Below are 20,397 nucleotides of genomic sequence, written 5' to 3' on the forward strand. Positions count from 1 at the left end.
TGATTGTCACCTCTACAGCGGAAGATGACAATAGGCCAGGCCGCACGACTGACTAGAATCGGCCAGGACCGGACGCTCACTCAATGCTGCCGAGCGACCGCTCAAGCTGATGGCTGTCCGCATCGAAAGACTCCCCGCTTATAGTGAACCAGCCTCGGCTCAACTACATTGCGCACAAAAATAAGGCAACGGGATGTACCTCGAAAATTCGTCTTTTGATGCTGTCATAACGGACAAGAACGGTTTGACTATAGAAGTCGACTGCCGGGTGACGGAGCCGGCTGCCAGTGGCCTCCCCGCGGAAATCTCAATCGAAATACCGCTGAGCAACGAAAAAAAGGAGGTTCTGGAGAATCCCTGCTCGCTCCGTGGCTCCGATGGGGGCTTGGAAATCGAAATCAAGGAGCTTTGGTATCGCTCAATTCCTGCCGGTATCACGCGGAGGAAGCATGCAAGGGGTACGTTCAACATTAACTATGCAGGACAGCTTTGGATAAGACGGACCCATTGGAGGAGCGAGCGGGGGATTCTTAGATTCCTCCTATCGCCCGTGCGCTTCTTCAAGGAGCACAGCAAAGCCGAGATGGTCGATTACTCGTCGACGCCAGACATGATGGTGGAACTGTTCACGCTGCAAACTTCAGAGCTTGGCGAAATTCGGTTTATCAAATTCTGGTCGGTCCATCGGGTTGATACCAAAGGGGTTGCAGCAGAGATTCGTGCCAGCTTTGCTGCAGAAATCCGGTATGACGAGGCATCCCCAATCGAGCAGTTGGCTAGCAAGATGAGGGAGGTCTTGACACCCTTGTCGATACTTACGAGACAGGCCATCACGCTTCACGGCTGGATTTGGGAGAAGAGAGACGGTATTCAGACGATGTGGTTCGACCCGCTTGACCCAAACCTCGCACCAGACATGGCGGAGCAGCCGGTGATGGAAGTGTGCTTCCCCCAGGAGTTTGGAGCACACGCACAAGCTGTCGTCGAGAAATACCTTCAAGCATCGCCCAACATAAAAGAGACCATCACCCTGCTGGCGGTCGCTTTGGCGCCGCACGTCAAACGGTCGGTGGCTGGAAACTTCTCAGCGCTGTTCGGAGTCATGGAAGAGGTCGTTGCCTTGGAAAAATTGACGCAAGAGGAAAAAGCAAAGCTTCGTGAAACCGACGACCACTTGATTGAAGCCTTGTTGGAGAAGAAGTACCAAATAGAGGCAACCGAACATCCCAGTGCCAGCGTGGTAGCAGCGCGCCTTGAGGGATATGCCAAGTCTGTGAAAAACAGTGGGCCGAGTTTCAATGTCCAATTCGACAAGTTCAAGGTAGCGTACCCAAGCCTTACTGTCTATATGTCTGACCTCTGGCCACTGCAGGGCTCGGACAAACGGCCTGGGCTGAAGCAAATTCGGGACTCGCTTGCCCATGGGATGAGGCATAAATACAGTAATCAAGCGATTGCCGTGGCGTACTGGCATTTTGCACGCCTCGCAGAACGTCTCGTTTTTCTAGTGCTCGGCACCGACGTGCCTCGTGGCATTCATCCCAACTCGTCCTTGTTGCGCCGCGAGCCGTGGTATGAGCGCGCGGAGTGGCAGGCAGTGCAGTCCTCCGCCAAGCGTTCGAATTAAAAGACTGCAGCACGGCAAAGCGGCCTTTCAAAGAGCTCACGCCCACGTCTGCTTTGGGCCCAAAGCGGCCTCCTGGTCCACGTTCACTAATTACCGATATGCAGCGGTTGCAGTCAGCGATGGCCGCCAAGTCAACTCACGGTCCCGGCTAGCTAGGTGTCAACGCGGTGCCACCGGCGTATCTGTTCCAATAGCTGCTATCGAAGGCGCTGACGACACTGCCAGTACCTAACGCGGGTGGCCGAATTGGTCAAATGCAGATTGTCCTAATGAGAGAACGCATCCGGTTTCAGCGATTGAGGAAGTACTCCGCTTACCGGATAACGCGTTCCCAGACCCAATCAATGGTCGCGAAGAAGAGAGGCTGTTTCAACGGCCTGCTGGGCGACTTGCTCCGCAGAAGATAGCAGTTTTCCCAAAGAATAAGTGCCCACTAATAGGCCGGCATAACTCACCTCAACCCCTCTGATATCGCCCTCAATTTCTGCGGCGGACTCAATAGCCTCACGTATCGATGAGAAACCAGCGTCAGAATCCATTTCGTTGCCACGGTATGACATCACATATTCATAGAGGCCCGATTTAATCTTCGAGATGTCTAGCCGAGGAATAATGCCGTCTTGCCGCCGGGCAGATGTCACGGGCTGCGGTGCGAGCAATCTCGGATTCTCTCCTTGTTGAGTAGATGAACTAGACCGAAAGTCTTCGCCGGAAATACTGGCATATACGACCCGACCATCCACACGGACTTCAGGGACATCCCCCATATCGATAAACGTTCCGCTAAGCCACACGTACATCGGAGGAAAAAAGCTGCGCCCAAACACCTTGGCAAAGGCATCGTCAAGGGACGCAGGAACATGCGCACCGGTGTATCGAAAAAACCTGTAATTCATCAAGTCTTCGCGCGCAACCTCGAGCAAGGCTTCATCATCAAGGTGTTGCAGCAGCGGCGCCCCAGTCTCGTCGTCCTTGGAATTGACGAGCACTGTCCACACATCTCCCGCCGCAATAGATGCGCCGTCATCACAAGCGACCACATCATCCCCAAGGGCCACGTCGTCGGCATTCTTTACATCCACAGCAAAGACCAACCCGCTCTGGAAAGCACGCTTAGTCTCGTACGCTGGCGGTTCATACCCAATGACCTCGTTCAGGAACTGCGCCAATAGCCCCGGCAATGGCCTAATAGACAACACAGCGGCACCAGCTGGCTTGCCCTGCTCTGCGCACCATGTAACGTGTTTCCAATTGGTGTAACCGTGCTCAATAGCAACAGCGTCAAGCGCTGCGGCCAGTGACGAACCAGTGCCTTTGCGCTGTGTTTTAGCGAGGCGTTTCAGCTTTTCGGCAGCTGTTGCCGTAGTTGGGATGAGTTGCAAGATGCGCTCCAATCGTTGAAGCGGAATAGCCCGGTGCCCACTGCCGAGTTCCGCTAACGTTGGTAGGTCAAGCGAAAACTGAAAATTGTCGTCCCGGCGAACCAGGTGGGCCAAAGTGGGCAGCAGGCGCAGACAAGCGCACTGCTGAATCATATGCGATTCGCCAGCTATGCGCCAGAGACCACCTCCTCAACGAAGAATCGGAAGGCAGTCTGAATACTCAACATGAAATCGTCGAACCGGCTCCATATTGCGGGGGTCTCCCGAAAGGATGGAGACCAACTGCGTAGCCAGAGCAACGACCGCGTTCGAGTTACGCACCACGTCGTAGGTCAATTGCGCTGGATAACCCGCAAGCGTCCTCGACAGTGGATGAAGTCCGCCATGGGCGTAGCTGTTCAGGGCTTTCCAAGTCACATCTCGGTACTCTTTGAGTTGCTCGACAATAGGCCCGGGCGCAGTACTGCTTTTCTCGAGCTCTTTCAGCATCTCTGCCAGCATGAGGCCCTCATTCGCACGCTTGGCATTTTCTAAGGTCAGCGGCTCGCCGAGCTTTTCGACCCAAGAATCGCTGGCGGCATGCAAGAGCCAAATCCCACGAACCAAGCTTTCATACTGCGGCCGCATCAGTGAATAGGCCGGGGGGAACAAGCCCTGCCCGATGAGCACAAGCGCTCCGGTGGCATGCTCCAAGGACAAGAGGCCTGCTTGGAACGCAACCAAGTAACGTCGCTCCTCTACTGGAATCAAGTTATTGACATGGGCATGCACTGCTTCTTGGAACGCTCCCGTTCTTTCGAGCAATGCATTCAGTTCTTCGTCGTTGATTGGCGGTCTTGTTGTCACGGCACTCTCCCCGTCATTGCGAAATTTTGAAACATTTTGACACTTGTTTATCCCGCCGGTAAGCTAGCTCGGCATGGCGAGGGAGGGCTAGGTCAGCCCGCCACACAACGTAGAACCTTAAAAATGAGAAAAAGAATAAAAGCACAGGAGAACTGATGGACCGGGAGTTGCTTCAAGCAGAGTTAAACGATTTCTACACAGCAACATTGCTCGATGCAAAGGCGCTATTCGACGACAATCATCTTCAAAAGCTTTCGGCGCCGTTGCTGATTTCGATTTCAGATGCCTATTTAAGTGCGCCCATCCGCATCATGTTCGTAGGAAAAGAAACCAACGGATGGTGGGGTAGCCTTGGAGCATATTACGCAGCTGAAAACGCGCTCTCCTTGGTGTTGAAGCGATATCAACAGCAAATGGGAGAGTCGACCTGGCCAGGCCGCTTCTTTCCAATGCTGAGTCGCACTGCCCGAGAATTGACCGGGGCGCGAGCAGATGCTGTTGCCTGGACAAACTTGATGAGAACAGATTGGGAGCAAGGCAAGGGCTTCTCTCGCAACTCAAAGAAGTTTTCCGACGAATTGACCTTGATGTCACAAAAGATGCTCCGTTTTGAAGTCAGCCTGCTCGAACCAGATGTGGTTATTTTTGCATGCGGAGCGAGCTACGACAGCGTTATCAAGGCCACATTTCCACATCGAACGAATAGCGAACCCATCGTGAAGCGCGCATTGTGGAAGTTCAATATCGGAAAAATTCTGTGCTTTCGCGCCCAGCATCCTCAAGCGATGCGACGGAAGAGTTCGGCACTTAAGCCCGTCGGGGACTATTACGCAGAGATATTCGCTCAGGTGAAGGCGAACTTCCCTCAGGTTTATCGTAATTTATGACCACGAACGACACGCGTCGGAGACGTTGATTTCCGTCAGTCGGGTGCACTCTGACTGTTATGCGAGGCTTGGCTCAGCGCCCCATCTTTGGAACATAAGACCCTCTTTCGCTGTACTTGCGACGGACGTTCCAGTCGAACCCCGCTTCCATCATCTTCGACTCGAGATAAAGAAGAACCAGGGCCTCGCCGCCGTGGCTGGCAATGCATTGCTCTCGCACCTCGTACTTGCCGGCATCGTCGTTTTCAAAGAAGACTTCCGCAGGCTGTTTGCCCAGGTGCCTGCACTCCTTGCCAGACTTAAGCAAGTCGTAGGTGAACGAGTCTTCGTCGAGGTCGCGCCTCAAAAACCACCTCTTAGGTATGTCGCCAGCGGGAAGGCTCCATCGCAAGCCTGCATTGTTGTAGCAGGCCACAATCACTGATAGTGTGTTGACGTTGGCTAGGCGAAGCGCTGTCGCCATCAGGCTCGTTTCAAGCTCGCCTGCAATCTCGCCGAGATTCTGGATGTTCGGTTCGCCGAACGCCCTCACCATAGGCAGGAAAATCTGGGCGGGCATCAACAGGTGTGCTGCAAACGTGTCGGCTTCCTTCTCAAGCTCCCTGTTCGACGACAGGTTGGAGCCAGGCTCATCCACACGACACTGAAACGAGCGCCCCCTGTGAAGCTGCCAATGCCCTACTTCATGCGCAATCGAGAAGCGCTCACGTCCACGCACCCCCGACGGATTTATGGTGGCAATTGCCCTGTCTCGAAAACCAACAAGACTCGCCTCGCATCCATTCATCGCCTCGTAGCGAACTTCGACCCCAGTAGCCATGGCAATTGCGTCGACGTCCAGTTCATTGGCAGCGGATATGCCAAGTTCAGAGATGAGGGCCTCCGCCTTGCTACCAGCGGCGGTCACTTGTCCTCACCCTCCTGAAGTGACTTGATTTGACGGTATAGGCTTAACACTTCGTCATCAGACAGCTCTCCAAGCTTTCGTGCAGCCAAGGTAAAGCGCTCATCATTCTGCGCTTGCATCAAAAACTGGCGCACCTGCGCAATATCAAGTTGCTCTATAGCCTGTGCCGCAGGTTGCGAGCGACGAGCGTGAAGTTGCGCCTTAGCGGCGGCCATACGCTGGCGGCCAACATCCGTCCTGGCCGCCTCAAGCAGGCGCAACCCGTGGGCGCGGACGTCCTCAGGATTGTTTCCCTCAAGCACCTGCTCGTCTGGCATTGCAATGAGTTCCTCCACAAAAGTGGCAAGGAAAGTTTCAAATTCGTCGGTAGATTTCATGGGCTTTGTCGTCATTTCTGGCTCCTTCCGGGGTCAAGCTTTTCCAAGCGTCGAGTCAGCCGTTTTCGCTCCGCGTCGTACTTCTTCGCGTCCCAACCCAGTTCCTTGCACGCATCCTCACCGCGGAGGCCTTCGCCCCAGGCAATCGCCAACATATGCAAGTCATCATCGCCGGCCAGGGCCGCATACAGCGCGGCAATTTGCTGCTTGCCAGAGACCAGCTCTTCCGGCGTGGTGCCGGTGGTGCTCAGCGCAGCGGGGCCCTCCTTCTCGTCATCCGTCTCGAAGGGGTCCACCTCCACGTTGTGGTCGATGGGACTGACTTTGTTGTGCTTCCTCGCGTTGCTGGCGATGCTGTGCATCGCGTTCTTGAGCACCACCATCGTGTGCACCCCAACAGGCCAGACTCGCTCACCTGCCAGGAACTTAGTCATCGCTTCCTGAAGAAGGTCATCGGCATTCCAGCCGCTCACGCCTCCACATAGGGAGCCGGCGATGGCTTTGGCGCGCTGCCAGTCGGCGGCGCTCAGGTCAGAAAGGACTTCTCCTATTTGGTCTGGGGTGAGGCCCTCGCTGGCGGGGTCGGTTGGTATGGCAGACATCGTTTACTTCTCCTCCTTCTTGACTCCTGAGCGGTAGCTGGCGGACGCCGACAAAGGAATTTTTTTAGTCAGCGTCCACGGCGCCCTGTTCGGGAGTCTTTATGTATAGAGGCGCGGTTGAGTCAGCACCAATAGTATGCACCGATGAGCTGCCAGCTTGCATATTTGCGGGCAGAGCGTCCACGAAGGCGAACTTGGGAGTCTTTAAGGGAGAGGGCAGTCTAAAAGTGCCCCCTAAAACTAGAAAAGGACAGAAAAATGAATACCAAAGAAGTAGCTGAGGTGCCCGGCCCCGTGGTGCCCTGGCCAACCGGCAAGCCATTTCACATCCTCGCGCTGTCGGGTGGCGGATTCCGCGGCCTGTACACGGCCACGGTTCTCAAGCACCTCGAGGCGCAGCTCGGCGCCCCCTTGGCGAGCAAGTTCGACTTGATTTGCGGCACTTCAGCGGGCGGCCTCCTGGCTCTGGGCCTGGCGGCAGAAATCCCGGCGGCGGACCTGCAGGCAATGTTCCAGGAGCATGGCGGTCGCATCTTCAACTCCCGCAGTGGGCTGCGCCGGTTGCTGGGTGGTCTGAGGATGGCCAAGCACTCGGCTGACGGGCTGCGGGCAGTACTTCAGGAGAAGTTCGGCGAACTGACCATCGGCAACCTTAAACACCGCGTCCTCATCCCGACGGTGAACTACTCCAAAGGCAGCGGGCAATTCTTCAAGACACCCCACGCCCCCCAGTTCAGTCAGGACCATGTGCAGACGCTGGTTGACGCGGGCCTCGCCACGGCGGCGGCGCCGACCTATTTCCCGCTGCACCAAATTGGCGAGGAAGGAGTGTTCGCAGATGGTGGCCTGGTCGGCAACTCGCCCGGTCTCTTCGGCCTGCATGAGGCGCACTACGTTCTTCAGGTGCCACACGGCCCGGGTTGTGCACGAGTGCTCGCCATCGGCACGATGACCCTGGGTGCCACCAAGCGTGGCGCATCAGGGTTGGACTGGGGCATTTTAAATTGGGGCGCATCACTGTTCGACCTGGTCATCTCCGCCCAGGAGCAGTCGGTGGATTCGATGCTCAAGCACCTGCTGGCAAATGACTACGTGCGAATCGACGACCTCGCCACCCCCGACCAGAGCCGTGACATCGCCAAGTTGGACTTGGTCACGCCGCAGGCCATTGAAGTTCTAACGACAAGGGGCACACAAGCTGCCCGCCGTGCCCTAGGTGACCCGGGCTTCGACCCATTCCGGCGCCATGTGGCCGCCACGCCGGTCTTCTTCCACGGCCCCAACAAGACTTGAGAGGAAATCCAATGCTCAATCTCAGCTCCCTTTTTTACTCCGGCGTGGAGCAACCCACGTTCCTGGACAACATCACCCTGACGCAAGCGCAGTGCGACGTCATCGTGGAGGCCAAGGAAGCCGTGCGCCAGCAACTGCGCGATGGCTTGGCAACCGCGCTGCAGGCTCTCGGCCACGCTGGTGAGAAGGTGCAGCCGCGCTTCTTTACGCAGGGCTCCTGGGCCTACAAGACGCTGAATGCCCCGGCACATGCCTCGCAGCAGGCAGACATCGACGATGGCGCCTACCTGCCCCTGAGCTCGATGACGGCCACCACGAAGCCCAGCATTGCGAGCAAAGTGTTCTTCGCCGCGGCGGAGATGGCTCTGCGGCCGCTGGTCAACGGCCGGGGCTGGACGCTAATCACGGACAAGCCCACCTGCATCCGCATCGAGATTTCGAAGTTGGCCCACATCGACATCCCGCTCTACGCCATCCCGGATAGCGAGTTCCAGCAGCTGCGCAAGGCCGCCATGGAAATGCGTGGCTACTTGACCCTGGATGAAGCTGTGCGCAAGGCCGAGCGGGATGCGTGGACCGCCCTGCCGCGCGACCAGGTGCTCCTGGCCCACCGGGAGAACGACTGGGTCAAGTCTGACCCACGCCCCGTCAAGACCTGGTTCCTCGGTGAGGTGGAGCGCCACGGTGAGCCGTTCCGGCGCAACGTGCGCTACCTCAAGGCTTTCCGGGACTGGCAGTGGGTGGCCGGCGGCCCCTCGTCCATTCTGCTGATGGCGACCGCTGCCCCCGTGTTCGAAGCCCGTGACCGTCGTGACGACCTGGCGCTGCTGGACTTGGTGGAACAGATGCCCCAGGTCTTGCGGGATGGGGTCGTGTGCCCGACTGACCATACCGAATCACTCACCGTCCGCTTGGGCAAGGCGGGGGTTGAGGAAACCATCGCAAAGCTGCAGCAGTTGGAAAACCACCTGCGCAGTGCAATTCACTCAAGCAGCCCGACGCAGGCGTGCGAGTGGCTCAGGCGTCAGTTCGGTCCGCGATTCCCCGACCAGCCGGACCGCGTGAAGTCCACGACCGCCACGGCGACGGTGATGGCGACGCCGGCCGCAGCTGTTGCGACGCCCCTCGTGGGCCGCACGAAAGCCGGATGAGCGGCAGCACAAACGGCTTGCCAGAGCTCGAACGAGCTCTGCGCACGCGCGGCTTCACCTATCTCGGCCGAAACACCGACGGGTGGCCGCGCTTCGAGGGCAGCATTCCGGCTGCAGGCACGGCACACGAGGCGCGAGTTTCCGTCGACCTCACCGGCCAACAGCTGCCACGGGTCTACGTAGACGTGCCCACGAACGCGCCTGCAGTCATGCCCCACATCGGCTCAAGCGGCTTCGTCTGCTACGCCTCGAAGGGCACCCTGGTGCTGGACATCTTTGACATCCCCGGACAGACCCTAGCGTGCCTGGACCGGGCCGCCACCGTCCTGGACTTGGCGCTCAGAGGGCAGATGCAGCAGGACCTCGAGGACGAATTCTTTTCCTTTTGGCACGGTGACATATGCCTCCTTGATATGGACGCGAGAGGAAAAGAACCGGTACGTGTGCTCCATTTCGAGGGAAGGGGATTCGCCTTCGTCACGAATAACCCAGACAGGACGCAGAAAAAGCTCCAGACCATGGGACTATCGGGTGCGACCGAGATGGACTTCATCGAGGGCTTTCAGGTCACGACCTCTGCCAAACCGAGGCCGACTCAAGGTCTCTGGCCGCCCCCGACAGTCGCTGACCTTCTGCGTTGGCAAGCGCTGCTGGACCCGAATGCGCGACGCGAGATTGAGCGGCAGCTGCTGAGCGCTTACGTGCGCCGCAAGCACCTTGCACTCTGCGTTGTGAAGTCGCCCCTCATGCAGTACGCATTCTGGGTTCCCCTGCGCGCCCATCTGGAGAAGTCTCCGGCGAAAGCGCTGAGCAACGCCAGGCCGAGAGTTTACGCAGCAAAGGTGTATCCCATGAGCGCAAGCCGCATCGATGACAACTATGTGACCAGCCGCAACACCCCCGGCCGGCAAACCCTCGCCGCCAAGCGCGTTGCATTGGTTGGCTGCGGAACCATCGGCGGGTTCCTTGGGGACCTGCTTGTGAAAGCAGGCGCAGGGCTTGAAGGCGGAGAGCTCCTGCTCATTGACCCGGACAGTATCTTTCCCCAAAACATCGGCCGCCACCGCCTGGGTCTGAACCATGCACTTGAGAACAAGGCTGCTGGCCTGAAAGCCGAGCTTACGCGATGTGCGCCGACGGCAAACATCAGGGCCTTCCCCGTGAAAGTTCAGGAGGTCGAGCTTGATGGCATCGACCTACTCATTGACGCGACGGGTGAAGAGGCGTTGAGTACCCAACTCACGCGTACCTTCGCCGATGCAGGCAAATTCATACCTACCCTAACGGTCTGGGTCGAGGGGCCCGGAATAGCTGTGCGCGCACTACTGCGGGATAGCATAGCTCAGGGTTGCACGCGCTGCATGAACGCGGAGCATGGTCACAATCTTTTCCCCGTAATCGAGGGCGCCATGCCGCAAGAGCTGGCAGGCCAAGGCTGCGAGAGTCTTTATGTTCCCTTCCCCGCGACAGTTTCGGTCAGGGCTGCCTGTTTGGCTGCAGAAATGGTCTCAGATTGGCTCAATGGTATTTTGGCTCCCAGGCTGCAGACAGAAATCTTGCGCCGGGGCTTTAACAAGGCTACCGAGGACATCGACGTGCCTCGGCGAGAAAACTGTCCCGCATGCAGTTTTTGAATGAATGGGCGACCTCCGACCGCCGGCGGCTCGTCGTATTGAGTTGTGAGGTCATTGCAACCCTTGCTGCCTATCGACAGCGTTTTTTCTGGCAGGCAGAGGCAGGCGGCATCCTCCTTGGCAGGAGAAGGGGAAGTCACATCGAGGTGGTGCAGGCGACTGAACCAACGCTCAGTGACAGGCGCTCGACCTTCATGTTCCACCGCGAGGTACTTGGCCACGCTCAAGCCGCTGTTCAAGCCTGGGCCCTCGCCGGCGGCACTATGGACTACGTCGGCGAGTGGCACACTCACCCACAAAGAGTTCCTGTGCCGTCGTCAATCGATAGAGCCGAGTGGCACAAGCTTGCAGTCGCACGGCCGAAGGTGTCCGTTGTCGCGGTGGTTGTAGGAACTCATAAGCTGCATGTTGAACTGGTGAGCGTTAAGAGCCAGACGTCGCTGCTGGCGCTGCCCTAAACTGCAGCAACTTTGGCTTAACCCGCATGAACAAGTACGCACAGCAATTTATTGACCATGGATACGCGGTCCTTGACTTATCGGTCGAACTTGGTGATTGGGTAACCGCGACGAGGTGGGCGGCAGATGAGTACGTATCGGGTCGGATGCCCAATGCCGGGTGGTACGACCACGGTATGTTTGAGGTCAGGCCCGTCCCAACGATACCTCTGCTCGTGCAGACGCTCTCCTTTGTGTTGAAGCACCCGGCTTATCCAAGGACAGTATGCCAGCTCTCCTCGCTCGAGGTTGGTTTCGGCACCCATGCACCTAATCGGCACGTTGATGGCGCGAACGGCGAACTTGCCTGGTCTGGATTGCTCGTGGGCATTAGCTTGGTACCTCTCTCGAAAGACGAACTCGCGGGGCAACTGCTTGTCTGGCCTGGCACTCATCGAAAAACACAAGAGCGATTCGACGCGCTTGGCCACAATCCCTCAGTAAGACAGGTTCAGCAAGCGATTACTCCTGGCGAAGAATTCGGCAACCCCACCACGGTGCACGGCCCCGCCGGCACAGTGGTTCTCATCGACCACCGGCTCGAACACGCTATGAGTCCCCACCGTACGCCCGGAATCCTTCGGCACATGCTTTACTTTCGCCTTCCTGGTTTCACGTCCGACCCCGACGACGTAATAGACGGATTCCACTTCCTGCTGCACGGGTAAACGGCCTCCCGCTAGACGGATATCACTTTATTACCTCGGCGTCGAGCCAAAGTGGCGGCACGCGGCATGTGGCCCCCACAGCTGGGAAAAAAGTTCGCAGCGCCGTTGACTGTCATCAATCTGTGCCCGATACTGCTGTATATATCAACAGTATTACTCAAAGGGCCCATCATGGATGAACCATACGTTGTTGCCCTACAGGGCATTGACGAAATGCCAAGCGGCGAGCGATTCGCGGCAGAAGTGCGATTTGTCAAAGAACTGGAGAAGAGCCTAGGCGGTCCTAATGCTGTTGTAGCGGTGTACAGCGCGTGGCTGGAGGCCAGTACGTGCGATGCGGTTGAGTTGACCACGGAGACATCATCCCTAGCGGTGAAGTGGCCCAAAGCCTTTGGTGTAGCCCAACGAGCGGGGCTCAAGGCCGTCGGCGAGGGCGACGGGCACTTCGAGCTTCGTCTTCAACGCCAGCATGCCGTGCAGTGAGGCGCATCTGAGCCATGACATCAGTACTCCCGTGGGTCGGTACGCCGATTCACGCCTTCAAGGCCATCGTCGGGTACAACCATCCCGTTCCCTTTGACGCCGGAGCGCTGATGTTGCCGCTGGTAGGCGACCGCGTACAAGCTGGTTTTCCTTCGCCGGCGGAGGACTTCAATACCAAACGGATTGACCTCACTGAGCAACTGATTCAGCACCCGCAGGCCACGTTTCTGCTTCGCGTCAAGGGTGACTCCATGCGGGAGGCCGGCATCTTCGACGGGGATGTGCTGGTGGTGGACAAGGCCATTCGTGAGCGACATGGGCACATCGTTGTTGCGATGGTCGATGGCGAGTTCACTGTCAAGTATTTGCATAAGCGCAACGGCTTGATGCGGCTCGTAGCTGCTAATCCTACCTATCCCGACATCGTGCCACGCGAAGGACAGAACATTGAGGTTTGGGGCGTGGCAACGTGCGCCATCAAACAGTTCAGGACCTGACGCATGTACGCATTGGTGGATGGCAATAACTTCTATGTGTCCTGTGAACGGGTTTTCAGGCCTAGCCTGAATGGCCGGCCCGTCATCGTGTTGAGCAACAACGACGGTTGTGCAATATCCCGCAGTAACGAGGCCAAGGCACTCGGTATCAAGATGGGCGCACCCTGGTTCCAGATTCAGCGGGAATTTCCCGACGCCGGGGTCGTGGCATTGAGCGCTAATTTCGGACTGTACGGGGACATGAGTAACCGCATGATGTCCGTGGCTGCAGGCCTCGGCCCATTTCAAGAAATTTATAGCATTGATGAAAGCTTCATCGACGTGACTGGGATACCGCATGCGACCGAATTGGCGCAGCGAGTCCGGGACAGAATCCTCCGCTGGACGGGCATACCTTGCGGCATTGGAATCGGCCAGACAAAGACCCTTGCCAAGCTCGCCAATCACGTCGCCAAGACCGCCGAGCGTAAGCCCGGTAGCTACCCATCACGCTTTGCCAAGGTCGCCAACCTGGGGGACCTGCCTGTCGATGAATTCGAGGCTGTGTTGGCCGCTACAGACCTGGGCGACATATGGGGTATCGGCAGGCGCATTGGCGAACAGCTTCGCGCGGACGGTCTGAAAACAGCGCTTGACGTCGCCCAGATGGAGCCGGCCACGGCGCGCAGGCGATGGAGCGTAACGGTCGAGAAAACAGTGCGGGAATTGCGCGGATTCCCTTGCATCGAGTTTGAGGACTTACCTCCCGCGAAGAAAGAAATCGCCAGCACACGGAGCTTCGGGCGCCCGGTCACTGAACTGTCAGACCTGATTGAGGCGGTCACGGAGTTTGCAAGCCGTGCCGCAGAAAAGCTTAGAAAACAGAACGGCAAGGTGCCTCAAGTCTTAACCTTTGTTCACACGTCGCCATTCAGGACCCAAGACAAGCAGTACAGCTGCAGCATCACGGTTCCCTTGCGCCGCCCTACTGCCGACACCGGGTTAATAGTCCAAGCTGCAGTGCTTGGAATGCGGCAGATTTTCAAGCCTGGCTTGAACATGGCAAAGGCGGGGGTTCACCTGCTCGACATCCAAGACGGCGGCATTGAGCAGCAGGAGCTTGACCTTGACGAATCTGAGATTGACCGTGGTGGTCTCATGACGTCGATGGATTCTTTGAATCGCAAATATGGAAAAGGCACAATCACGATGGCCAGCGCGGGAAATTCTGGTTTGCAGCGGACTTGGGTGATGCGCCAAGAACTTCGGACGCCTGACTACACAACATGCTGGGACAGTTTGGCGGTGGCGAGAGCCTAGACAGGCAGCGAATTTCCGGGAAAGAATCTCCCCAAGTCTTCTGCGATATTCCTCATTTTTCCTGTATTAGTTGCGGATACGAAGCTGGTTAAGGAACGTATTGCGCCCTGGAATGCCGCTGCTTTAATCGAGACGGTCATATTGCTCATGTGCTCTCATAACGCAGTGCGCTCAAAGGTTGCAGAGCGAGCCTCTCTTATAAGTCAACCTCATCTAATTAGAGGATAGACAAGCTCGGTGATTTGGAAACAATGGGTGCTTAGCCTGCCACATGCTCGAGGCCCGACAGTTGTGGCACCGCCAATCGCATTCTGAGTCTTCAGGAAACGCGGCCGGCGGTCGGTTTTCTTGCAGTCTACGTAATTCGGGCGTGCAAAGAAGGAGGGTGCGATGCTCCGCAGTTTCTTGCTTACGCTGGCCGTCGTTGCCACACTTGTCTCGGCGTTACCGGGGCATGCCCAGCCTCTTCAGGTTATTGGCCACGACTCGCGATTTGGCCCTATTTGCGCCGGTCCCTTGGGGCCCGGACCCTGCGCGGACGTAGAACGATACCTGCGCATGCGATTACAGGGCATGGGTCCAGGGGCGCTCCCCGGACCAGGCCCCTTCACGGACCCAGGTCCCTTTGCTATTCGCCCCATAACCCCCCCGGGCCCTTTCACGGACCCGGGGCCTTTTGCTCCGCGTCCCCCTAGCCCCATCGCGGACCCGGGGCCGTTTGCCAACCAACGGCCGTTTACTCCGACTCCCTCCCCTGAAATGCCGAATCCACCCACGTTGTTGCAGGTGGGCTATGTCAACGGAGTGGGGCCGATATGCGCGGGCCCCCTGGGTCCGGGCCCCTGCGCCGCGGTTGCGCAATACCTGCAGGCTTTAAACGCCGCAGCTCCCCGAATTCCCGCAGTAACGCAACAGGACTTGAATACTGTCAGGTCGGTCCCGGGCGTCGGGCCGGTGTGCCAGACAGCCATGGGCGCGGTTCCCTGCGCGCAAGCCCAGCAAATGCGGTTGGATTCGTTTTCAGGCGCACTCCCATCACAAGCTTCATTTGGTATTCCGCAAGGCCTCAGCGCTGTTGACCTGGCCAGGCGGTGCGCGCAGCGCGTCGGAATGGACGCCACCTTATTTGCTGCCTGTACCGGGAAGCAGGTTGTGCTGCCCGAGAACTTACAGAAGGTGATGGACTGCGCCGTCAAGTCGAGAGAAACGGAAGATTTCGCTAAGTGTTCAGCGGGGCACTTGGGTATGCGTCTGAGCTCAGACCAAGGCACTGCTGTGGACTGCGCCCTTAGCTCTAACGGGGACCGTGACGATTTTATAAGCTGCGCCGGCGAGGCGTTTCTGACGAAAAATCTAGATGAAGACCAGGGCAGAGTGTTGTCATGTGCGGCAGATGCCGCAGGAGATGCGCAGACTTTCAGGCAGTGCGCGGCGCGGGCCCTGAACAATCACCTATCCGCCGACCAGAGCCTTGCAGTCAAATGTGCTGTTGAGTCGAAGGGAGACCAAGACGACTTTATGACCTGCGCCGGGTCCGCCTTGCTGGACACCCGCTTGAACCGAGACCAGCGTCAAGTACTCAGCTGCGCCCAAAGAGCTGATGGGGACTCCAACAAGTTCGTGGGATGCGCTGCTACCTCGCTGCTTGGCAATAACGCAAGTCGGGAGCAACAAGTGGCACTGCGGTGTGCAGCGGAATCGCAGGGAGAGGCGGACTCAATGGCGATGTGCGTGGGCCTCAACATGTTCAATTTGCAGTTGAATCCTGAGCAGCAAATAGCCGTTCAGTGCGTGGCGTCAACCGGCGGGGAGCCGTACTCGGCTGCCGGTTGCATGGCTTCCCGATTGACGGCACGGGAACTTATGAAGTGCGCAGCCAACGGCATCGGAGGACCGAACGGCTGCTTTGGCGACAACAATGACCTTGTTGGCAAGAACGGGTGGGTCGCCCGAAACTTTCCGCAGATTCTGGCGGGGCCATTTTCACTTGTCACCCAAGTGGACAGGGTGTGGGGCGGAGACAATTCTTTCCTACGCAACCCCGGGCAAATTTGGGGAGGGGGCAATTCCTTTGTCCGAAATCCCTCGCAAGTTTGGGGCGGACCGAACTCTGTTTTCAATAACCCAGGCCAACTTCTTCCCGCTCCAAAGCCGGTCACGCTGGGCAGCGTTGGAGGAAAACGTATCTGCATTCCCTGGTGCTAATCTGAAGGCGAACTATGCGACCAGGCTGGTTAATTACCCTCAAGTGCGCCTTTCTCTTTGCGCTGGTGTGTTCGGCGCAAGCGGCAATCGCCCAGTGCTCCAATTCGGCTACGCCGAGCTGCGACGTGTACGAAAAGTGCTTTGCCAAATACTGCCCGTGTGACGGCCGGCCCGACGAGTATTTCAGGTCGTATGGCCTCAAATACTGCAGAGCATTTCTGGGGAATACTGCGCTGAGCCCGAAAGGTAAAGCGTGGCGGGACTCGACTTTAATTTGTCTACAAGAGCAAGTCGTGCCGAAGCTGGACATCTCGACCAGCCCAAGCTGCAACTGCGGGCAGATGCGTGCCTTTGCATTTGAATCCCACGTCGACTGCTACACCAAGCCGGGCGCTTCTATGTGTGATTTGCCGGCTTCGGACTTGGCTTCCATCGCGAAAACTGTGGACCTCAAAGACATGTTCGATGCCGCCGGATGGAGGCAGATGCGAGACGTCGCTGCACGCTGTGAAGCTCGCGCGCCTGACGACGGCCGCCGCTCGGCCTGGAAGGCGATGGCCGCTGCTTTGCGGCTGCGTAGCCCTTAAATCAGTTCATCGCTTGAGGTACGTTCGCAGGGCCAAAATCGCACGCTTCGTCGCCAGAAACCAAGTTTGTGTCGGTGAACAATAAATGTCCGGAGAAAGATGCACCTGCAGGCGAACCCGCAGGTGGTTTAACTCCTTATTTGCCCTTCGGCGGGTTGTTTCCGCGGCCGCCTCCGGAAGGTCGTCCGGTTTCGCTTGGTCCGTTTGGTGGTGGTGTTTTCGACATGGCAATCTCCTCGTCCCGGAAAAATAAGCGAGCGGCACCGAGCCCGGGACGAACACCCCGCGCCACTCGAAAACTACGTTTGGTATTTAGGTCTGTGGAGCCGGACTGCCAATGTCAGGCAGTGCGGTGCACGCACCGTTAAAGTCACGCTCAAGAACCTCAAAGACATGCGAGACGCCAGCGGGGTTCCAAGGCACATGTCTCCAGCTATCGTTCACCTCTTCAACCAAAACTATGCTGAAGATGTTCCCTTGCCTTGGCGGCACTTGGAATTGCATGTAAGCCCGCAGGGGAAGTTCCAAATGAACGTCGATACGTGATTGGGCTTTGGAAATATGCCAAAACTCTAGCGGCCATTCCGAAAGAAGCGGTTTAAGTACCTCCCAGAGACCAGCCCTCAGCCAGTTAACCACCAAGTAGTGCGTTTGGCGGTCTTTCTCAAACATCTCCATGGTGCGGTCAGGCAACTCATCAATGTCTCCACGCGTAACTGCAACAATGTCATCCGGACGGTTCGTCTCAAACGGCACGTTCGGGTCGTACACCGGATGTTTTACGACGGCGAGTCGAAGATTGGTGACCTTGGACGGTACCTGGACACCGTCAAACCCAGTAACAAAACTCGCGTGTGCGTACGCATTCCCCGGAAGCTCATCAATCCAAAACCGGTCGAGCCAAGTCGCGGAGGTCCACTGAAGTCCGTGTTCGTTTGGCTGACACCGTACAAAACGCAGTACTCGATTCATGCCCATACGGGCGTCCGAGAGCGTCACTCGAAACCAAGGCGCTTCTTCACAAAATGTAGCGTGCGAATCGCGCTGGCCCGCGGTTTCAAAATGACGGCAAAGTTCTGCTCTCACCTCATACGTTACCTCCGTTACCCCGGAAAGAATCTCGCACCGCTCCGGGCCCGCGAATCCTGTTCCAACCAAAAGCCAGAAGCCGCCATGGCTCATCGGCTTGCGCAAGTGAGCTACTGAAAGCCCTGTCAGCAATGCAATTTCATCGAAGAGCTCTGACGCCTGGGTCATCTGAGCAACCTCTAGTCGACCCGACAAGGAGGTCGCAAGTGACCGTTCAGGTCGTTCGTCGTCTGCGGAATCACGCCCCGCTCTGTCGAGGGCCTCAACGAGTTCTGGACAGGAGCCGGCCGCCACTCTGGCGAGGATGACGCGCTCGAAGTCGTCCACCCTGTTCGAAGCAGGTTGTGGGGCATCACCCTGCAACACTGCCACCGTCGTGCCCAGTACCTTGGCCAGGTGCTGCGCCATTTCACGCGGCACGGCACCGGTGCTTTCCCAGCGTTGGGCTGTGTTCTTTAAAACTTCGTTGCTGCCACCACCCTTCCCGGCGAGCGCATTGGCTTTCTCTGCAAGCGTCCGTTGCGAAAGTCCCGCTTCTTTGCGCAGGTCCCGAAGCCTCTTGCCATCAATGCGAAAAGGAGGCCGACCAATTGGTTTCGGAATGTTTGTCATGGCCCCAATCATGGCGTTTTGATATTTTGTTGTCTAGCCATATAAAAGACAACAATAACTCACTCGAAAATCGCAGCGTGTCGCTCACGGACTCTTTTAGCGTGTCCTCTTCCGGCGTCCAGAGCGCACCCTTCAGCCCGGTGCTGTTGGGTGAAAGGTAGTTCTCGCCTGCCAAGCCTTCACCAACGATTAACGGTGCCTATACATGCTTGCAATGGACTTTTCCATCGCATTCATAAATGAGGACAACAAATGCAAGTTTTTGGAAATGTAGCGACACAGCCTGAGCTCAAGCGAAGTAAATCAACCGGCCGCGATTTTTGGGAATTTCGCATAGCGGAAAATCAGCGAGGTTTAAATGACCAACCCACCTGGTTTTCAGTGCGGGTCATGAAACCTGAGAATCCTATGCTCGACAAAGGCGACTTTGTCAAAGTCACGGGCAAACTGAAGGCCGACTTTTACCTAAGTCGGGAAGGCAAGCCCTCGGGCACGTTACTGATAATCGCCTTTGAAGCCAGCAAAATTGCCAAGCCGGCAGCGCTCAAGGAAGAGCCCAAGGAAATTGAAGGCAACAGAGAGAAAGTGTCGAGTCCGCCGCAGGTGCAGGTACGGTCGCCAGCCTTAGCGTCGGCTTCCGGTTGGTCTGACTGATGCCAAACAATGTGATTTGATTTCAGAAGCCACCCTTTTGCGGTGGCTTTTTTTCGTGTGCCTGGGTTTTACTACGCTGGTGGCCCAAGAAAGTTCGGAGAGCCAGCGTTGGCGCGGGTTCCAAGCGAGCTAGGGCGGCGCGACCAGAGATTCCTGCCACCTTGATGGCCCAGGAGGCGGCGCAAGCCAATGCTGGCGACAGTTGGCGAAGAGTTCGAGTGCTTCCACCTGCGAACCGGGCGCACCCCTGGTGGTCGAGATTGCCGTGTAGCTGAACGCCGCGTACACTCGCGCGCAACCGACAAGAAGATGAGCACGCTATGAGAACCCTTTATTTTGCTGCCCTACTCGCGTTGACAGCGCCTGCGCATGCTGATGTTCAATCACCCATACTGGGCATCAGCTTGGGCCAGGAATTTCAAGGGCAGTTCTCAGAGTGCAAAGGGCGGCGGGATAACTGGTGCACCCTCACAAGCCTGCTTCCGGGCTCTCTGATGCCGCCCGATACTAACTCCCCGACTGCACTTCCAACCTGGGTAAAGCGCGACCGTTTGTTTCTTGAGCCAAACAAGGGAGGGAAAGTAGACCGCTTCTACCTGACCACGTTAGGCCCGCAGGTACAGGAAAGGGTCATCGAATCCGTGACAGGCCGGTTTGGCCCGCCTACTGTTTTGGACAAGCAGGTCAAACAAAACGCAATGGGAGTCAAAGTTGAGGTGCTGTTCGCACAATGGAATACGGCTGACACCGTAGTAGTTCACGAGTGCTCTCAGGTTAACGCGTGCACGCTCTTCTTTTCCACGGCTGAGGCCTATTCCCAACTGCAGGAGCGCAGAAAGCAGGAGCTCAAGCGGGACAAGCTCTAGCGCCTAGTCTCAAGGCGCCTAGTTCGCTGCGTTCAGCCTTGAGCTCGCGGTCCAAGGCATCTACGTGGTCGCAGAGCAGCCCGTAGGTGCCCTTGTTGGCCTGCAGGTGACCGGCGACGCGGGCGCGCTTCTCGGCCAGCCACTTCAAGAGGCCTAGGAGCCCGACATCCAGGGCATAGGAGTTGGTGCGCACCAACTCAAAGGGGGAAAATCGAGCAACTCCGATGACTTCCC

21 protein-coding genes are annotated in these 20,397 nt (G+C 57.3%); 14 read left to right on the forward strand and 7 right to left on the reverse strand.

Features of this window, described 5'->3' with window-relative positions:
- Window positions 1-193: 193 nt before the first annotated feature.
- The gene (locus tag PSV40_RS15740) at window positions 194-1,627 is read left to right on the forward strand and encodes a hypothetical protein (protein WP_300539564.1); all 1,434 of its coding nucleotides are present in this window, start codon (window positions 194-196) and stop codon (window positions 1,625-1,627) included.
- A 341-nt stretch (window positions 1,628-1,968) separates the two neighbouring features.
- Here PSV40_RS15740 and PSV40_RS15745 read toward each other — a convergent pair whose 3' ends face one another.
- Window positions 1,969-3,162, reverse strand: a complete 1,194-nt coding sequence (locus PSV40_RS15745) for a hypothetical protein (RefSeq protein WP_300539567.1) — start codon at window positions 3,160-3,162, stop codon at window positions 1,969-1,971.
- A 36-nt stretch (window positions 3,163-3,198) separates the two neighbouring features.
- The gene (locus PSV40_RS15750) at window positions 3,199-3,855 is read right to left on the reverse strand and encodes a hypothetical protein (protein WP_300539570.1); all 657 of its coding nucleotides are present in this window, start codon (window positions 3,853-3,855) and stop codon (window positions 3,199-3,201) included.
- Window positions 3,856-4,010: 155 nt separating this feature from the next.
- Between PSV40_RS15750 and PSV40_RS15755 the strand changes: the two genes are divergently transcribed.
- Window positions 4,011-4,742 carry a hypothetical protein gene (locus PSV40_RS15755; protein WP_300539572.1) on the forward strand — a complete coding sequence of 244 codons (732 nt, stop codon included), beginning with the start codon at window positions 4,011-4,013 and terminating at the stop codon, window positions 4,740-4,742.
- A 73-nt stretch (window positions 4,743-4,815) separates the two neighbouring features.
- On the opposite strand, the gene PSV40_RS15760 is transcribed toward PSV40_RS15755, so the two are convergent.
- Genes PSV40_RS15760 through PSV40_RS15770 form a run of 3 tightly spaced genes read right to left on the reverse strand, consistent with a single transcriptional unit; the run spans window position 4,816 to window position 6,628 of the window.
- Complete coding sequence (locus PSV40_RS15760) at window positions 4,816-5,649, reverse strand: ImmA/IrrE family metallo-endopeptidase (RefSeq protein ID WP_300539575.1); 834 nt, start codon at window positions 5,647-5,649, stop codon at window positions 4,816-4,818.
- Window positions 5,646-6,026: a hypothetical protein gene (locus tag PSV40_RS15765; RefSeq protein WP_300539577.1), complete on the reverse strand. Its 381-nt coding sequence runs from the start codon at window positions 6,024-6,026 to the stop codon at window positions 5,646-5,648. Before PSV40_RS15765 ends, PSV40_RS15760 begins: the two co-directional genes overlap by 4 nt.
- 11 nt (window positions 6,027-6,037) lie before the next feature.
- On the reverse strand, window positions 6,038-6,628 hold the full coding sequence (locus PSV40_RS15770) for a hypothetical protein (RefSeq protein WP_300539579.1): 591 nt from the start codon (window positions 6,626-6,628) through the stop codon (window positions 6,038-6,040).
- 258 nt (window positions 6,629-6,886) lie between these two features.
- Here PSV40_RS15770 and PSV40_RS15775 point away from each other — a divergent pair, with 258 nt between their 5' ends.
- The 10 genes from PSV40_RS15775 to PSV40_RS15820 all read left to right on the forward strand — a co-directional run bounded on the left by PSV40_RS15775 (window position 6,887) and on the right by PSV40_RS15820 (window position 16,942).
- A complete protein-coding gene (locus PSV40_RS15775) occupies window positions 6,887-7,921 on the forward strand; it encodes a CBASS cGAMP-activated phospholipase (RefSeq protein WP_300539581.1) in 1,035 nt (344 codons plus the stop codon).
- A gap of 11 nt (window positions 7,922-7,932) precedes the next feature.
- Complete coding sequence (locus PSV40_RS15780) at window positions 7,933-9,072, forward strand: CBASS cGAMP synthase (RefSeq protein WP_300539583.1); 1,140 nt, start codon at window positions 7,933-7,935, stop codon at window positions 9,070-9,072.
- Entirely contained in the window at window positions 9,069-10,706 is a 1,638-nt protein-coding gene (locus PSV40_RS15785; RefSeq protein WP_300539585.1) for a ThiF family adenylyltransferase, read from the forward strand. The genes PSV40_RS15780 and PSV40_RS15785 overlap by 4 nt, the downstream gene beginning before the upstream one ends.
- Window positions 10,694-11,164, forward strand: coding sequence for a Mov34/MPN/PAD-1 family protein (locus PSV40_RS15790; protein WP_300539586.1), 471 nt, complete (start codon window positions 10,694-10,696; stop codon window positions 11,162-11,164). The genes PSV40_RS15785 and PSV40_RS15790 overlap by 13 nt, the downstream gene beginning before the upstream one ends.
- Window positions 11,165-11,190: 26 nt before the next feature.
- Window positions 11,191-11,871, forward strand: coding sequence for a hypothetical protein (locus PSV40_RS15795; RefSeq protein WP_300539588.1), 681 nt, complete (start codon window positions 11,191-11,193; stop codon window positions 11,869-11,871).
- A gap of 171 nt (window positions 11,872-12,042) precedes the next feature.
- Window positions 12,043-12,354, forward strand: coding sequence for a hypothetical protein (locus PSV40_RS15800; RefSeq protein ID WP_300539590.1), 312 nt, complete (start codon window positions 12,043-12,045; stop codon window positions 12,352-12,354).
- 110 nt (window positions 12,355-12,464) lie between these two features.
- Complete coding sequence (umuD, locus tag PSV40_RS15805) at window positions 12,465-12,851, forward strand: translesion error-prone DNA polymerase V autoproteolytic subunit (protein WP_300539670.1); 387 nt, start codon at window positions 12,465-12,467, stop codon at window positions 12,849-12,851.
- Window positions 12,852-12,854: 3 nt separating this feature from the next.
- Complete coding sequence (locus PSV40_RS15810) at window positions 12,855-14,150, forward strand: Y-family DNA polymerase (RefSeq protein ID WP_300539591.1); 1,296 nt, start codon at window positions 12,855-12,857, stop codon at window positions 14,148-14,150.
- Between the two features lie 969 nt (window positions 14,151-15,119).
- Window positions 15,120-16,355, forward strand: coding sequence for a hypothetical protein (locus PSV40_RS15815; protein ID WP_300539593.1), 1,236 nt, complete (start codon window positions 15,120-15,122; stop codon window positions 16,353-16,355).
- A gap of 14 nt (window positions 16,356-16,369) precedes the next feature.
- Entirely contained in the window at window positions 16,370-16,942 is a 573-nt protein-coding gene (locus tag PSV40_RS15820) for a hypothetical protein (protein ID WP_300539594.1), read from the forward strand.
- A gap of 312 nt (window positions 16,943-17,254) precedes the next feature.
- Here PSV40_RS15820 and PSV40_RS15825 read toward each other — a convergent pair whose 3' ends face one another.
- On the reverse strand, window positions 17,255-18,643 hold the full coding sequence (locus tag PSV40_RS15825; protein WP_300539596.1) for a hypothetical protein: 1,389 nt from the start codon (window positions 18,641-18,643) through the stop codon (window positions 17,255-17,257).
- A 252-nt stretch (window positions 18,644-18,895) separates the two neighbouring features.
- On the opposite strand from PSV40_RS15825, the gene PSV40_RS15830 reads away from it, so the two are divergent.
- Window positions 18,896-19,297, forward strand: a complete 402-nt coding sequence (locus tag PSV40_RS15830; RefSeq protein ID WP_300539598.1) for a single-stranded DNA-binding protein — start codon at window positions 18,896-18,898, stop codon at window positions 19,295-19,297.
- A gap of 320 nt (window positions 19,298-19,617) precedes the next feature.
- On the forward strand, window positions 19,618-20,163 hold the full coding sequence (locus tag PSV40_RS15835) for a hypothetical protein (protein WP_300539600.1): 546 nt from the start codon (window positions 19,618-19,620) through the stop codon (window positions 20,161-20,163).
- Here the strand turns inward: PSV40_RS15835 and PSV40_RS15840 are convergent.
- Complete coding sequence (locus tag PSV40_RS15840) at window positions 20,144-20,356, reverse strand: hypothetical protein (RefSeq protein WP_300539602.1); 213 nt, start codon at window positions 20,354-20,356, stop codon at window positions 20,144-20,146. The two genes, PSV40_RS15835 and PSV40_RS15840, sit on opposite strands and share 20 nt — an antisense overlap.
- Between the last annotated feature and the right edge of the window lie 41 nt (window positions 20,357-20,397).

This window comes from Polaromonas sp. (genome assembly GCF_029945925.1).
GTDB lineage: Bacteria > Pseudomonadota > Gammaproteobacteria > Burkholderiales > Burkholderiaceae_C > Polaromonas.